This window comes from Micromonospora sp. NPDC093277 (assembly GCF_044765245.1).
GTDB lineage: Bacteria > Actinomycetota > Actinomycetes > Mycobacteriales > Micromonosporaceae > Micromonospora.
Genome location: NZ_JBIWJO010000007.1, coordinates 237951 through 251660 on the forward strand (window position 1 = coordinate 237951; position 13710 = coordinate 251660).

Annotated in this window: 12 protein-coding genes; 5 read left to right on the forward strand and 7 right to left on the reverse strand. The window is 74.9% G+C overall.

Translation table 11 applies throughout. The annotated features are described in order from the left end of the window. Positions 1–32 precede the first annotated feature (32 nt). From moeZ to ACIRG9_RS17780, 5 genes are all read right to left on the reverse strand, one after another. Positions 33–1280 (reverse strand): adenylyltransferase/sulfurtransferase MoeZ, encoded by a 1248-nt coding sequence (moeZ, locus tag ACIRG9_RS17760; protein ID WP_402856701.1) that lies wholly within the window; start codon positions 1278–1280, stop codon positions 33–35. Between the two features lie 41 nt (positions 1281–1321). After that, on the reverse strand, positions 1322–2185 hold the full coding sequence (locus ACIRG9_RS17765; protein ID WP_402856704.1) for a DUF3152 domain-containing protein: 864 nt from the start codon (positions 2183–2185) through the stop codon (positions 1322–1324). 86 nt (positions 2186–2271) lie between these two features. Then, positions 2272–3069, reverse strand: coding sequence for a DUF3152 domain-containing protein (locus ACIRG9_RS17770; RefSeq protein ID WP_402856707.1), 798 nt, complete (start codon positions 3067–3069; stop codon positions 2272–2274). A 116-nt stretch (positions 3070–3185) separates the two neighbouring features. Then, entirely contained in the window at positions 3186–4208 is a 1023-nt protein-coding gene (locus tag ACIRG9_RS17775) for an alpha/beta fold hydrolase (RefSeq protein ID WP_402856710.1), read from the reverse strand. A gap of 61 nt (positions 4209–4269) precedes the next feature. Further along, the gene (locus ACIRG9_RS17780) at positions 4270–6228 is read right to left on the reverse strand and encodes a hypothetical protein (RefSeq protein WP_402857114.1); all 1959 of its coding nucleotides are present in this window, start codon (positions 6226–6228) and stop codon (positions 4270–4272) included. A 1140-nt stretch (positions 6229–7368) separates the two neighbouring features. Between ACIRG9_RS17780 and ACIRG9_RS17785 the strand changes: the two genes are divergently transcribed. From ACIRG9_RS17785 to ACIRG9_RS17805, 5 genes are all read left to right on the forward strand, one after another. Continuing rightward, a complete protein-coding gene (locus ACIRG9_RS17785; RefSeq protein WP_402856713.1) occupies positions 7369–8007 on the forward strand; it encodes a TetR/AcrR family transcriptional regulator in 639 nt (212 codons plus the stop codon). Positions 8008–8072: 65 nt separating this feature from the next. Then, positions 8073–8300: a DUF3107 domain-containing protein gene (locus ACIRG9_RS17790; protein ID WP_265008317.1), complete on the forward strand. Its 228-nt coding sequence runs from the start codon at positions 8073–8075 to the stop codon at positions 8298–8300. 492 nt (positions 8301–8792) lie between these two features. Next, positions 8793–10505 (forward strand): DEAD/DEAH box helicase, encoded by a 1713-nt coding sequence (locus tag ACIRG9_RS17795; protein WP_402856718.1) that lies wholly within the window; start codon positions 8793–8795, stop codon positions 10503–10505. A gap of 180 nt (positions 10506–10685) precedes the next feature. Beyond that, the gene (locus ACIRG9_RS17800) at positions 10686–11837 is read left to right on the forward strand and encodes a class I SAM-dependent methyltransferase (protein ID WP_402856721.1); all 1152 of its coding nucleotides are present in this window, start codon (positions 10686–10688) and stop codon (positions 11835–11837) included. Positions 11838–11989: 152 nt separating this feature from the next. Further along, complete coding sequence (locus ACIRG9_RS17805; protein WP_402856724.1) at positions 11990–12406, forward strand: helix-turn-helix domain-containing protein; 417 nt, start codon at positions 11990–11992, stop codon at positions 12404–12406. Positions 12407–12410: 4 nt separating this feature from the next. Here the strand turns inward: ACIRG9_RS17805 and ACIRG9_RS17810 are convergent, their stop codons facing one another. Further along, entirely contained in the window at positions 12411–13457 is a 1047-nt protein-coding gene (locus ACIRG9_RS17810; protein WP_402856727.1) for a hypothetical protein, read from the reverse strand. Further along, entirely contained in the window at positions 13450–13680 is a 231-nt protein-coding gene (locus tag ACIRG9_RS17815) for a heavy-metal-associated domain-containing protein (protein ID WP_402856730.1), read from the reverse strand. Before ACIRG9_RS17815 ends, ACIRG9_RS17810 begins: the two co-directional genes overlap by 8 nt. Between the last annotated feature and the right edge of the window lie 30 nt (positions 13681–13710).

Here is a 13710-nt window from a genome sequence, read left to right on the forward strand (position 1 = left end):
CCGCCACACCGGGAGGGCCCTTCGGCGACGACTCAGTACGCCGGCAGCGCCGGATCGATCTGCTTGATCCAGGAGAGCACGCCGCCCTGGACGTGCACGGCGTCGGAGAAGCCGGCCGACTTCAACGCGGCCAGCGCCTCGGCGGAGCGGACACCGGACTTGCAGTGCAGCACGATCTGCTTATCCTGCGGCAGCTTCGCGAGTGCCTCGCCGGAGAGGATCTCGCCCTTCGGGATCAGCGTCGCGCCGGGAATCCGGACGATCTCGTACTCGGCGGGCTCGCGGACGTCGATCAGGAAGATGTCCTTGCCGGCGTCCTGCCACTCCTTCAGCTCCAGCGCGGTGATGGTCGAGTCGACCACCGCTTCCTGCGCCTCCTCGGAGACCGCGCCGCAGAAGTCCTCGTAGTCCTCGAGCAGGTCGGTGACCGTGGGGTTCTCGCCGCAGAGCACGCAGTTCGGGTCCTTGCGGACCTTGATCTTGCGGTAGCTCATCTCCAGGGCGTCGTAGACCATCAGCCGGCCGACCAGCGGCTCGCCGATGCCGGTGAGCAGCTTGATCGCCTCGTTGACCTGGATCGACCCGATGGATGCGCAGAGCACGCCGAGCACACCCCCCTCGGCGCACGACGGCACCATGCCGGGCGGCGGCGGCTCCGGGTAGAGGCAGCGGTAGCAGGGGCCGTGCTCGGCCCAGAACACCGACGCCTGACCGTCGAACCGATAGATCGAACCCCAGACGTACGGCTTGCCGAGCAGCACGGCCGCGTCGTTGACCATGTAGCGGGTGGCGAAGTTGTCGGTGCCGTCGACGATCAGGTCGTACTGGGAGAAGATCTCCCGGACGTTCTCCCGGTCCAGCGCGGTGTTGTGGATCTGCACGTTGACCAGCGGGTTGATCTCGCGGATCGACGCGGCGGCCGACTCGGCCTTGGGCCGGCCCACGTCGGAGACGCCGTGGATGACCTGGCGCTGGAGGTTGGACTCGTCGACGGTGTCGAAGTCGATGATGCCGAGGGTGCCGACGCCGGCGGCGGCGAGATAGAGCAGGGCCGGCGAGCCGAGACCACCGGCGCCGACGCAGAGCACCCGGGCGTTCTTCAGCCGCTTCTGCCCGGCCACCCCGACGTCCGGAATGATCAGGTGGCGCGAGTAGCGACGGATCTCGTCAACGGTCAGCTCGGCGGCGGGCTCGACGAGCGGGGGCAACGACACGGTGGACTCCCCGGGATCGGCGGTGGGACCGCGCCATTGTCGCTCGGCGCGGCGTCGATCGGCCATGATGAGAGCCACCCAACCCGATATGCGGGAGCGGGAATATCTCAGACGCCGTCCGTCGGCTCCCCCTCGTAGCGGACCCCGTCGAGGTACGGCCAGGCGTTCGCGACGCAGCCGTCCAGTCCGTACGTCTGTTGCTGCATCACGGGAGCAGGCTCGCCCGGCCCGGGGCAGACCTGGTGCGACTCGCCGAACTCGTGCCCGACCTCGTGATTGATCACGTACGTCCGGTAGACGTCCAGCGGGGCGCCGTAGTCCGGCACCGCGTCCATCCAGCGGGCCAGATTGACGATCACCTTGCCGGGCAGCCGGCACGACGTGTACCGCTCCGTGGCCAGGCCCCCCTCGGCGCACATCCGCTCGGAGGTGACCGGGGTGGCCAGGTAGATGGTGAAGTCGGCGGCGCTCGCGTCGGTCACCCGCTGCACCCGCAGCTCGCCGGAGGCGATCCAGCTCCGCGGATCGGCGAGCACCCCGTCGACCGTGCCGGCGAACTCGTCCGCGTCCTGGCCGGCGTCCCGCTCGACCTCGATCCGGTAGCGGCGCAGCGGTCCGTTCTGCCCGCGTACCGGGGAGCGGCTGTCAGCGGTGGCGAACCGCCCGGAGCCCTCGGTCGGGTATCCGCCGGGCTGCGCCCGGTCTCCGGTGCCGACGCCGCGCGCCAGCCGCTGGTCGCCGGCCGTGACCGTGGGCGGGTCGGCGGGCCGGCGCACCAGGTCGGCCAGGCCGGTCCCGGCACCGCCCGCCGCCAGCAGGGCGACCAGGAACACGAGGGTACGGCGCCGGCGGCGGCGCATCCGGCGCAGCCCGGGTCTGACCCGCGGCGCGGTGCCGGGGTTCGCCGGCGGCTGGTCGAAGTCGAGCCGGCCGGGCTCGACAGGCGGGCCGGAAGGGGACGACGACGTCATGACACCAGCGTGCCATGCAATTCGGTCATTTAGCAGCTTTTACTGCTTCCCTCGCGAAATACTCCTCATCGCCAGGATCAGGTCTTTCACACCGAAGGGCCGGTGTACCGCCTGCCACCGACGTACGGCCACGGGTTCGGCCGGCAGCCGTCGAGGAAAAGGGTCTGCTGCTGCATCACCGGCGCCGGCTTACCCGCCCCAGGGCACCCCTCGTGGTGGTGCCCCAACTGGTGACCGACCTCGTGGTTGATCACGTAGAGCCGGTACGTGTCGAGCGGCATCCCCGCCGCGACCAGGTGCGGCGCCGAGGTCCGCCACCGGTCCAGGTTGATCACCACCTTGCCCGGCACCCGGCAGGACGTGTACGGCACGCCGCCCTTGCGGATGTCGATGCCGCCGCCGAGGCACAACCTGCCGGCGGTGTCCCGGGTGGCCAGGTAGATCGTGAAGTCGGACCGGGCGCCCGGGGCGACCCGCTGTAACCGGAGCCCACCGCTGTCCACCCAGCTCCCCGGCCCGGCCAGCGCCCGTTGAACGGCGTCGCCGAAGGCCTGGACGTCCTCATCGGAGCCGTTCTCCACCGCCACCCGGAACCGTCGCAGCACTCCCGCCCGGCCGAGCGCTCCACCCGGCCGCTCGTCGTACGCGAAGCTGCCCTTGCCGCGGGCCGGCACCGGGCCGGGCAGGCTCAGCACCGGCGCGGAGGTGGTCGGGCTCGGCGACGGCGGCGGGCTCGCCGGGGCGGACGGCGTCGGCGAGGCACTCGATGGTGTCGGCGTCGGCTCCGCCATCTCGTCGCCGGCCAGCACCTCGGCGAGGGCCGACGGCCGCTGCATCGCCACCTGGACGGCGACCCCGGCGGCGGTCAGGAACGCCAGCACCACGATTGCGATCCGCCAGGGGCGGGCGGCCCGACGACGGCGTTTCCGCCCGGCGCCTGACCGGGTGGGAACGGGCCGAACGCTGCTGCGGGATGGACGGGGGGTGGCGGGCATCCGGCTCAGCCTGCCATGTCACGGCCGAGCGCGCTGTCCTCCGTTCCGACGAGCAAGCGCTCCGGCGTGTCCGACGACACACCATCCCGAGCCTCGGCGAGCAATGCCAGCACCGCCCGCGCCACGGTGCGCGGGACCTCCAACTGGGCCACGTGACCCACCCCGTCGAGCATCAGCAGCCGGCTGTCCGGGATCACCCGGGCGGCCTGCGGCGCCACCCGGACGTCGACCAGCCGGTCCTGCCGTCCCCCCACCACCAGCGTGGGCACGCGTACCGCCGCCGCCAGCCGCCACAGCGAACCCGAGCCCGGCAGGTACGACCGCAGGAAGCTGGAAACCAGCCCGCGGAAGGTACGCAGGTAGGCGGCCGCGTAGTGGGTGGCCTCGTAGCGGATCCGGATCTCCTCGATCGCCTCCCGCCGGCGCTGCTCGCTGATCCGGGTCAGGTCGGCGATGCACGCCTCCATCACCTGCTGGGCCGTCACCTCGGGCGCGAGCTGTACCAGCCGCCGGGCGGCCAGCCGCTCGCCCCGGGGGATCGCCAGCAACGGCAGCATCCGGCCCTGCAGCGAGCGGCGGAAGTCCAGGAACGGCAGCGCCGGGGAGACCAGGGTCAGCGTCCGCACCAGGTCCGGCCGCAGCGCCGCCACCCGTACCGAGATCGCCCCGCCCAGCGAGTTGCCGAACAGGTGCACCGGACCCCGCCCGCCGTGCTCGATGAAGCGGATCACCCGGTCGGCGAAGGCCGGCACGGTGTACCGGCGGCCAGGCTCGCTGCGGCCGAAGCCGGGCAGGTCGATCGCCTGGCCGGCCAGCCGGTCGGCGAGCAGGCCGGCCAGGTCCGTCCAGTTCTGCGAGGAGCCGCCCAGGCCGTGCACGTAGAGCGCCGGCTCGGCGTCGGGGGCGATGGCGGGGGTGTCCCGCACGTACGTCACGGTGCCGTCGAGGCGTACCGCCCGGCCGGGCCAGGGCGGTGGCAGATGGGGCGCGGGCAGGACGTGTTCCGGCCAGAGGGCGGCGCGCTTCATGGCTCCAGTCTTCCCGCGACCGGCCGCCGGCACCGGACTTCCGCCCAGAGCCCGCAGGCGCTCAGGCAAGCAGTGCCTCCAGCCGGCGGTTCACCGCGGCCAGGGTCGCCCGGACCACCGCCTGCCGGGGATCCCCGGCGACCAGGGCGGACCCGGCGAGTTGCTCGACCCAGCCATCGCAGACCAGCAGCACCACCACGGTGGCCACCTCGCAGTTGCCGAACGGCACCACGGCGGCGTGCTCGACGAAGCACCGTCCCCGTTCCCCGTCCGGTGCCGCCCGGCCGAGCAGCTCGTCCACCGCAGCCGCGGCGGCCACCGCGCAGAGCCGCAGCACGTACGCGTCGACCGCCGGCCCGGTGGAGTGGCCCTCCGCCGTCCGGTCGCCGGCGATCAGGCGTACCTCCACGGTGGCGTCGAGGCCGAAGGTGCTCACCTGGACGTGGTCGATCACCACCCGCGGCCCCGGCGCGCCGCCGGTGTCCAGTGGCCGGGAGGGCGCGGTCTCCGTCGTGGTCATCTGCCCACCGGAGTACGACGTGCCGAGGGTGGCCGGGCTGCCCGGAGCCGCACCGGGGGCCGGCACGGTGGCGAGCGACGACTCCTCCACGGCCGCCCGACCCCGGTGGACCGGGGCCTGCCGGCGCCGGCGCAGGGGCTCACCGCCCGGTTCCGTGCCTTCGGGTGCCTCGGCGACCCGGTCCTCCGCCACACGCGGCTCGCCGGCGCGCGGCTGGGCCGGGCGGCGGCGGACGGGAGGCGGCGGGGCGGCGGGGGCGCCGGGCAGGTTCTGCGGTGCGGCGGCCAGCCCCATCCGCTCCTGGAGCAGCCGGGCCACCAACCGGCTCACCTCGGCCGGGTCGGCGCCGTCGGCAAGGTCGAGCCGGAGGCTGTGTGCCCCGGCCGGGGTACGGCGCAGGGCGGCGTCCCGCACGCCGGCGACCTCGCGGACGGCTTCGAGGATGGCGTTGACGTCGAAGCCCTCGGGCCGCTCGCGCGGCGGTGCCGGCTCGTCGTCGCGCCGCAGGTGGGTGGCGATGCGGGCGAGTTCCGGAGTCTCGGCGGCCGGTTCCACGGCGGGCGGCTCGGGCACGCCGGGCACGTCCGGTTCGGCGGGGACACGCTGCGGCAGCAACGCCGGCGCGGGCTCGGCCGGCTGGGCGCTGCTGGCCGGCTGGGCGCTGGCGGCCCGCTGGGGCGGCTGGGCACCGGCGGTCGGCTCGGCCGGCGGCTCGGGCGCCGCCCGGCGGGCCGCGTAGGGCGGCGCGCTCGTCGGGGTGGCGGGGGCGTGGTCGAAGCGGGTCGCCGCGGTGGGCGGACCGGCGGGGGGCGCGGGCGGACCGGCGGGCGGCTCGGCGGCCACGCCCCGCAGACGGTACGGCCCGGCGTCGCGCGCCTCGCCCGGCCGTAGCCCGGGAGTGTGGCCGGTGGACGCCGGCTCGTACCCGGTGGCCGGAGTGCCGGGCGCCTCGCGCGGGACCGGCGGAGCACTGGTCGGGGTGGCGTGCGGCGGTGCGTTGAACGGGGTCACCGGCATGGGCGGCGCGGCCCAGGACGGCCGCTCACGGCTCTCCCGCCCCGCCGGCTCGTACCCCGGTTGGGGCTCGGCCTCGGCGCGCGGCGCCTCGTACGACCGGGCCGGCTCGGGCGCCCACTCGGCGGCGCGCTCCACACGAACGCGGCGGCCCGCCGGTTCGTCCTCGGGCGACCGCCGCCCGGCGGACTCGTCCTCGCCGGCGCGGCGCCCGGCGGGCTCCTCCTCGCCGGCGCGGCGCCCGGCGGGCTCCTCCTCGCCGGCCCACCGGGGTGCCCAGCCGCCACCCCAGCTCGGCGGATTCCAGTTCGCTTCCTCGGCCGGCGCCAACCCGTGCTCGCCGGGCGGCCCGGCGCGCCGGTCGTCGGCCGATGCGCGCGGCTCCTCGGCGGGGCTGCGGCGCTCCGCCGCCGGGCCGGTGTCCCGTTCGGCGGACGGCCCCGCGGGTGGCGGCGACGCGGGCCGCTCGGCCCAGCCGTGGGACAGCGACGGGCGCTCGGCCGGCGGCTCCGACGACGCCCGGTCGGCCCACCCGTGGGACAGCGACGGCGGCTCGGACGGCGCCCGATCGCCCCAGCCCGGCGACCGCGAGGGCGGCTCCGGCGACGGCTCCGGAGCCGCGCGATCGGCCCAGCCTGGCGACCGCGACGGCGGCTCCGGCGACGGCTCCGAGGAGGCGCGGTCGGCCCGGCCGTGGGACGGCGACTCGGACGACGGCCGATCGGCCCACCGTTGCGACAGCGACGGCGGCGCGGACGACGGCCGATCGGCCCAGCCGGGCGACCGCGAGGGCGGCTCGGCCGGTTGCTCCGACGCCCGGTCGGCCCAGCCCTGCGACAGCGACGGTGGCGGCTCGGCGGCGGCCGGCTCGGCGGCGGCCGGCTCGGCGGTCGGGGCGTGCAGGCCGGGCGGCATCTCGAATCCGGAGGCGGCGGCGCCGACCGGTGGCACCTGGAGGGCCGGCGGCCCGGACGACGGGACGCCGCCCTCGGCCCAGCGGGCGGCGCGGCCGGAAGGCGCGTCGTCCGAGGAGTGCCGGGCCGGCCCGGCCTCCGTCTCGGCGGGCGGCTCCTCCCGCGCCGGAGCCGGCCGCTGGGCCGGCACGACCAGCCGATCGCCGTCGGTCTCCCGGCGCGGCTCGTCAAGGGGCGGGGCACTCACCGGCGCCTGACGGTTCACAGGCGGTTCCTCCCCGGCGTGCGGTACGCCGTTCACGTGGTGACCGTTGATCCGGCCCGACGGCTCGGCGGGCAGCCCGGGCAGCGGAGCCGGCAGGTCCCCGTACCGGGGGGACGAGGCGCCCCAACCGGCGGTGGCCTCGGGACGGGGCCAGCTGCCGGGAACGTCCGCGCCCCGGGCCCAGCCGGTCGCCGGGGGCGCCCACCCGCTGCCGGTACGGGCCAGGTCGTCGTGCTGACCCGTCCCGTCGCCGTGCTCTCCCGGGGTGGCGGCTCCGGGTTGACCTGATTCACTCACCGTGCGCTCCTTGGTCGCCCCCGCTGAGGCTACCGTGTGGTGACAGTGGCGATAAGTTACAGCGGCGGGCCAATTCCGCGACGGGTTCACGAACCCTGACCGGTTCGGGGTGATTAGCGCCGGCTCGTACGACGAAACTCGGAGGTTCCCATGACCGCTGTGGGGAACGGTGCGCAGACCGCCGGCCGGCCCACCCGCCTGCCCCGCTCGGCGCGGCGCAAGCAACTGCTGGCCGCCGCGCAGGAGGTGTTCGTCGCGCAGGGTTACCACGCTGCCGCGATGGACGACATCGCCGAACGGGCGGGAGTCTCCAAGCCGGTCCTCTACCAGCACTTCCCCGGCAAGATGGACCTCTACCTGGCGCTGCTGGACACGCACTGCGATGCGATCGTGGCCAAGGTGCACGACGCGATGCGCGGCACCAACGACAACAAGGAGCGGGTCAGCGCCGCGGTGCGCGCGTACTTCGATTTCGTCGATCACGAGAGCGAGGCGTTCCGGCTGGTCTTCGAGTCGGACCTGCGCAACGACCCGGCGGTCCGGCAGCGGGTGGAGCGGGTCGAGCAGGGCGCGATCGCCGCGATCACCGACACCATCATCTCGGACACCGGGGTGAGCCGAGCGCACGCCGAGCTGCTCGCCTCCGGCCTGGTCGGCGCGGCGGAGACGGCCGCGCAGTTCTGGCTGGCCAGCGGCCGGCAGGTGCCCAAGGCGGAGGCCGAGGCGCTCGTCGCCGCCCTCTCCTGGCGGGGCATCGCCAGCTTCCCCCTGCAAGGTGAGTCAGCCTGACCATCGGCCCGACAGATCGGATAGCCTTCTCACGGCGGCTCTTTCGCCCCAGTTGAGGAGGCACTGTGGAGGTCAAGATCGGCGTGCAGTACGCGCCGCGGGAGCTGGTCCTGGAGAGCGCGCAGTCGCCGGCCGAGATCGAGCAGATCGTGACCGACGCTGTCGCCAAGGGTGAGGGCACCCTCTCCCTGACCGACGAGAAGGGCCGGCGGGTCATCGTGCCGGTCGGCAAGGTCGCCTACGTCGAAATCGCCGAGGCCTCGCCCCGCGCGGTCGGGTTCACCGTCCGCTGATTCCCTGCCGGGTCGCCGTGGCGGGAGACGACCCGCCACGGCGCCACCGGATCACCGTTTTCCGGCCCGACGGCGCTCAGCCGCGCGGTACGCGCCCCGGTCTGCCGCCGGCGCCTTTCGCCGCCGCCGCGATCAACGGGCTCGGGGCCTGCCCGCCGCAGCGGCCCCGCCCCCGGCCGGCACCGCCAAACCGCCCGGCCGGCACCGCCAAACCGCCCGGCCGGCACCGCCAAACCGCCCGGCCAACTGTGGCTCAGGTCACGCCGACGCGCCCCGGAAGTTCGCTGGTCAGCGGAATCTGCGCGACCTAGGAGCGGTTCAGGTAGTATGGACCAGTTGCCGTGGGCACCGATCTGATCACCAGCGGTCCCCGGCGCGCGCGTGCGGCCCGGTCAGGCTCGGCGTTCCGCCCCCGACCGTGTGGCCCGCGCCATACCGATCGCGCCCTGAGGACTTGAGGGGCGCACCACGAGAGGGCACCCCCAAATCCATATGAGCGAGCAGACTCAAGGCCAGCCGCTGGCCACCACCGTTCCGGTCCGTCCGGAAGCTCCCACGTTCGCCGCACTCGGCGCCCGACCGGAGACGGTCGAGGCCCTCGCGGCCGCCGGCATCACCCACGCGTTCGCCATCCAGGAGTACGCGCTGCCGATCGCGCTGCGCGGCGTCGACCTGATCGGTCAGGCGCCCACCGGCACCGGCAAGACCCTCGGCTTCGGCATCCCGCTGCTGGAGCGGGTGTTCGCCGCGTCCGAGGGCGGCGACGGCCAGCCGCAGGCGCTGGTCGTCGTACCCACCCGTGAGCTGGGTCTCCAGGTCGCCAAGGACCTGGACACCGCCGGCCGCACCCGGGGCGTCCGGGTGCTGCCGATCTACGGCGGAGTGGCGTACGAGCCGCAGATCGACGCGCTGCGCAAGGGCGTCGAGATCCTGGTCGGCACCCCGGGCCGGCTGCTGGACCTGGCCAAGCAGAAGCACCTGCGGCTCGACCGGGTGCACGCGCTGGTGCTGGACGAGGCCGACCGGATGCTCGACCTGGGCTTCCTGGACGACGTCGAGAAGATCCTGGCGATGCTGCCGGAGGACCGGCAGACCATGCTCTTCTCGGCGACCATGCCGGACCCGATCGTCGCGCTGTCCCGGCGTTTCCTGCGCCACCCGATCACCATCCACGCCGGGCACACCGCCGAGACCGGTCCGAACCCGCAGACCCGCCAGCTGGCCTACCGCACCCACTCGCTCAACAAGATCGAGATCGTGGCGCGGATCCTCCAGGCCGAGGGGCGCGGCCTGACCATGATCTTCACCCGTACCAAGCGGGCCGCCGACCGGGCCGCCGAGGACCTCGACTTCCGTGGCTTCGCGGTGGCCGCGGTGCACGGTGACCTCGGCCAGGGCGCGCGGGAGCGGGCGCTGCGGGCGTTCCGGGCCGGCAAGATCGACACGCTGGTCGCGACCGACGTGGCCGCCCGGGGCATCGACGTCACGGGCGTCACCCACGTCATCAACTACGACTGCCCCGAGGATCAGGACACCTACACCCACCGGATCGGTCGTACCGGCCGGGCCGGGGCGAGCGGCGTCGCGGTGACCTTCGTCGACTGGGACGACATGCCCCGCTGGCGGATCATCGACAAGACCCTCGGGCTCGACATGCCCGAGCCGCCGGAGACGTACCACACCTCCGCGCACCTCTACACCGACCTGGACATCTCCCGGGACATCACCGGCACCCTGCCGACCGCCGAGCGCACCCGCGCCGGGCTGTCGGCGGAGGCCGAGGAGGATCTGGGCGGCGGCCGGTCCCGGCGGGGCGAGCGCGGCGCGCGGCGCGGCGAGGGCCGTAGCGATAGTCGTGGCGAGGGCCGTGGCCGCGAGCGCCGCCGGCGCCGTGAGGGCGATGCCGCCGCGACGCCCACCGACGAGGGTGACACCGCCGCCGAGGCGACCGGCGCGGAGGGCGACCGGTCCCCGCGCCGCCGCCGGCGCCGCCGGGCCGGCGAGGTGGTCGCGGGAGATCAGCCGACCACGGTGACCGCCGCCGAGGGCGGGGCCGAGCCGACCGCGCCCGCCGCCAACGGCGCAGTCGAGCCGGCCGCGTCCGCCGCCGAGGGTGAAGCGGTGCCCAGGCCGCGCCGCCGCCGGCGGCGTCGGGGCGGCGCTGGTTCGGGCACCGGTACGCCGGCCGAAGCAACCGCCGACTGACAGCAGACGGACAACGGCCCTCGGACCACCCCGGCCCGAGGGCCGTCCCCTGTCCCCCCCTTCAGCGCGTTGATCACGGAGTTGTCGCCACGGCACGCCGTGGCGGCGGACAACAACTTCGTGATCAACGCGGTCGGCGTCACGGTGCGGGCGCGCCGAGGACGTGAGGAAGATGGAGTCATGCCGGAGTCATTGGATGTCGCGCTGACCGAGGTGCGGGCGTTGCTGCTCGACCCTGCCCTGACTCGGGCGGTCGCCGCCGGGCGGCGGCGCGGTCAGCACCCCTCGGTGGTTCGCGCCGAACTGCGTCCGGTCGTCCTCAAGGCCGGCCCCCGGCTGCAGATCTCCACCTCCGACGGCGCCCGGCCCCAGACGCGGAACGTGGCGCCGGGCGCGGAGGCCGGCGCGGCGGTCGACGCGCTGCTCGCCGAGCCGTTCGGCAACTGGCACGTGGAGACGGCCGGCACGACGCTCCAACTGCGGGTGACCAAGTCGGGCGAGGCGCAGGTGCACCGGGCGGCGGCCGCCCGCCCGGCGGCCGAGCCGGCCGGTCACGACCGGGCCAAGGAGTATCTTCTCGACCCCGGTGACCCGATCTTCGCGGAGATCGGCGGCTCGGCGGCCAAGCGCCGCCAGGTGGACGCGTTCCTGCGCGCGCTGGCCGCCACCCTGCCGGACGACCTGACCGGGCACCTGCGGGTCGTCGATCTGGGCTGCGGCAACGCGTACCTGACCTTCGCCGCGTACCGGTACCTGACCCGGCGCGGACTGGACGTGGCGCTCGTCGGGGTGGACGTCCGCGAGGACCAGCGCCAGCGCAACACCGAGCTGGCCGAGCGGCTGGGCTGGGCCGACCGGGTGCGTTTCGTGGCCGGCACCATCGCCGACGCGGTGGTCGAGCCGGCCCCCGACCTGGTGCTGGCGCTGCACGCCTGCGACACCGCCACCGACGAGGCGCTGGCCCGGGCTGTCCGGTGGGGCGCCCGCTGGGTGCTCGCCGCCCCCTGCTGCCACCACGACGTGGCGGCCCAACTGCGCTCCCGGCCGGCGCCGGGGCCGTACGGGCTGCTCACCCGGCAGGGCATCCTGCGTGAGCGGTTCGCGGACGTGCTGACCGACGCGCTGCGGGCCGGCCTGCTCCGGCTGCACGGATATCGCGCCGAGGTGGTGGAGTTCGTCGACTCCCAGCACACCCCGCGCAACCTGCTGATCCGGGCGCGGCGGACCGGGACGGCGCCGGGCGAGGGCCACCGGACGGAGTACCAGGAGCTGGTCGACCAGTGGGGCGTCACGCCCCGGTTGGCGACCCTGCTGGCCGAGTCACCGGCCTGACTGCGGCGCCCCGGCCACGATGCCCGTGACACCGGGGGCGGGCCGGGAACGCCGCGCCCTTACAACAATCAGTCAGTTGCTTCCGCGGATCGCCGTACTACCCTCTTAGGCGCACCGTCCGGTGCGCCAGCGGAAGGAACAACCCCAGGCGGATGGGTTCGGCAGAGGTTTCGCCGCAGATGGCCTTCGCGCGCTTCGTACGGCGCGCAATCGACGACGCCCGCGAGGAGCGCGGCTGGACGGTGACCGACCTGGCCGCGCACACCGGCGTAGGCAGGTCCACCGTGTTCCGCTGGCTGGCCGGAGACTGGCAGGACTACCCGGAGTTGGCCAAGGTGCGCGGCTTCTGCGCCGCGCTCGACCTGCCGGTGGCGGCCGCCTTCCGCGCGCTCGGCCTGCCCGACGCCGCTCCGCTCCCCCGCCCCGCGACGGAGGACGCCCCGGTCGAGGCGGACGTCCGGGTGATCCTGGAGCGGCTGGCCGATCCGAGCGTCCCCGCCGAGGAGAAGCACCACATCCGCGACCTGCTCCGCTACCTGGCCCGCCGGCCGATCCGCCGGGCCGGCTGACCGCTCAGGCCACCGTCACGGTGAACTCGGCGGTACGCACCACCCCGGCCACCTGGAAGTCCAGGAACATCCGGTAGCGCCCCGGCCCCGGCGCGGTCATCAGGAACGTCACGGTGCCCGGCTCGGCCTGCGGCCCGGGGTGCACGTGCAGGTAACCGAGGTCCCCCTCACGCAGCGCGACCAGGTGACCGTACGCGCCGAGGTAGGGCTCCAGCGTCGCGGCCGCACCACCGGTCCGGATCGAGAAACGCACCGGCAGCGTCTCCCCCGCCTTCGGCGTGCCCTCGTAGCCGACGGTGAACCCGTCGAGCGTGGTGGAGGTCGCCGGGGCCGGCAGCGGGCGGGGCGTGTAGCCGCCGGGGGCGGCCAGGTCGACGCCGAGCGTGACGGCGGTCTGCCGGCCGTCGTCGGCGATCGCGGTGAAGTCGGCGTACGCCCGCCAGACGCCTGCCTCGGGCAGGGTGAGCGGCACCGACCAGGTGCCGTCGGCCGCCATCGTCGGGTGCAGGTGCAGGTAGCCGGTGAGGTCGCGGCGCACCACGATGAGGTGCAACGGCTTTTCGTGGACGACGGCGAAGCGGGTGACTGGGCGGCGCTGCTCGTCCCGGATCTGGAACCGCAACGCGCTGGCCCGGCCGACCGGAAACTCCACGGTCAACGGGGCGAGCGTGTAACCGGCCGCACTGATCGACAGGCCGTCGGCGTCCGCGCCACCGCCCTGCGTGGCGGTGGACCCGTCGTGCGAGTGGGCGCCGGTGCCCGGCGCGTGGGTGTGCGCCGCGGGCCCCGGGACAGTGCCGGACGACGCGCTGGTCGGCGGCGGATTGACCCGGCCGAGACCGAAGCCGAGCAGCACGGCGAGCACCAGCCCGCCCACCACCAGGGCGAGCCGGAGCGTGCCCCGGTCCACCTCGGTCGGCCCCTCCGCCACGGCACCGGCCCGGCCCTGGTCCGGCCGGTCCGGCCGGGACAGGTCGGCCGGTGGCGGGCCAGCCGCGGCCACCGGATCGGCTTCGGCGGCCGGCGCGCTGGTGGCCGGCGACTCAGGCAACGCCGCCGGCCAGCTCGTAACCCGCCTCGTCGACGGCGGCCCGGACGGTTTCGACAGGCAGCGGTTCGGCACTGGTGATCGTGGCCGTCCCGGCGGCCAGATCGACCCGGACCTCGTCGACGCCGGGCAGGGCGGAAAGCTCCTCGGTGACCGCCCGTACGCAGTGCTCGCAGGTCATCCCGGTGACGGTGTACGTCTGGATGACGGGTCGCTGCTCGGTCATGAGGCCACGGTACCGCCGACGGTGACGCCG

Coding starts and splice junctions, on each gene's coding strand:
- ACIRG9_RS17795 (WP_402856718.1), top strand. CDS start 8,793: ATGAGCGAGCAGACTCAAGGCCAGCCGCTGGCCACCACCGTTCCGGTC.
- ACIRG9_RS17805 (WP_402856724.1), top strand. CDS start 11,990: ATGGGTTCGGCAGAGGTTTCGCCGCAGATGGCCTTCGCGCGCTTCGTA.
- ACIRG9_RS17800 (WP_402856721.1), top strand. CDS start 10,686: ATGCCGGAGTCATTGGATGTCGCGCTGACCGAGGTGCGGGCGTTGCTG.
- moeZ (WP_402856701.1), bottom strand. CDS start 1,280: ATGGCCGATCGACGCCGCGCCGAGCGACAATGGCGCGGTCCCACCGCC.
- ACIRG9_RS17785 (WP_402856713.1), top strand. CDS start 7,369: ATGACCGCTGTGGGGAACGGTGCGCAGACCGCCGGCCGGCCCACCCGC.
- ACIRG9_RS17765 (WP_402856704.1), bottom strand. CDS start 2,185: ATGACGTCGTCGTCCCCTTCCGGCCCGCCTGTCGAGCCCGGCCGGCTC.
- ACIRG9_RS17775 (WP_402856710.1), bottom strand. CDS start 4,208: ATGAAGCGCGCCGCCCTCTGGCCGGAACACGTCCTGCCCGCGCCCCAT.
- ACIRG9_RS17815 (WP_402856730.1), bottom strand. CDS start 13,680: ATGACCGAGCAGCGACCCGTCATCCAGACGTACACCGTCACCGGGATG.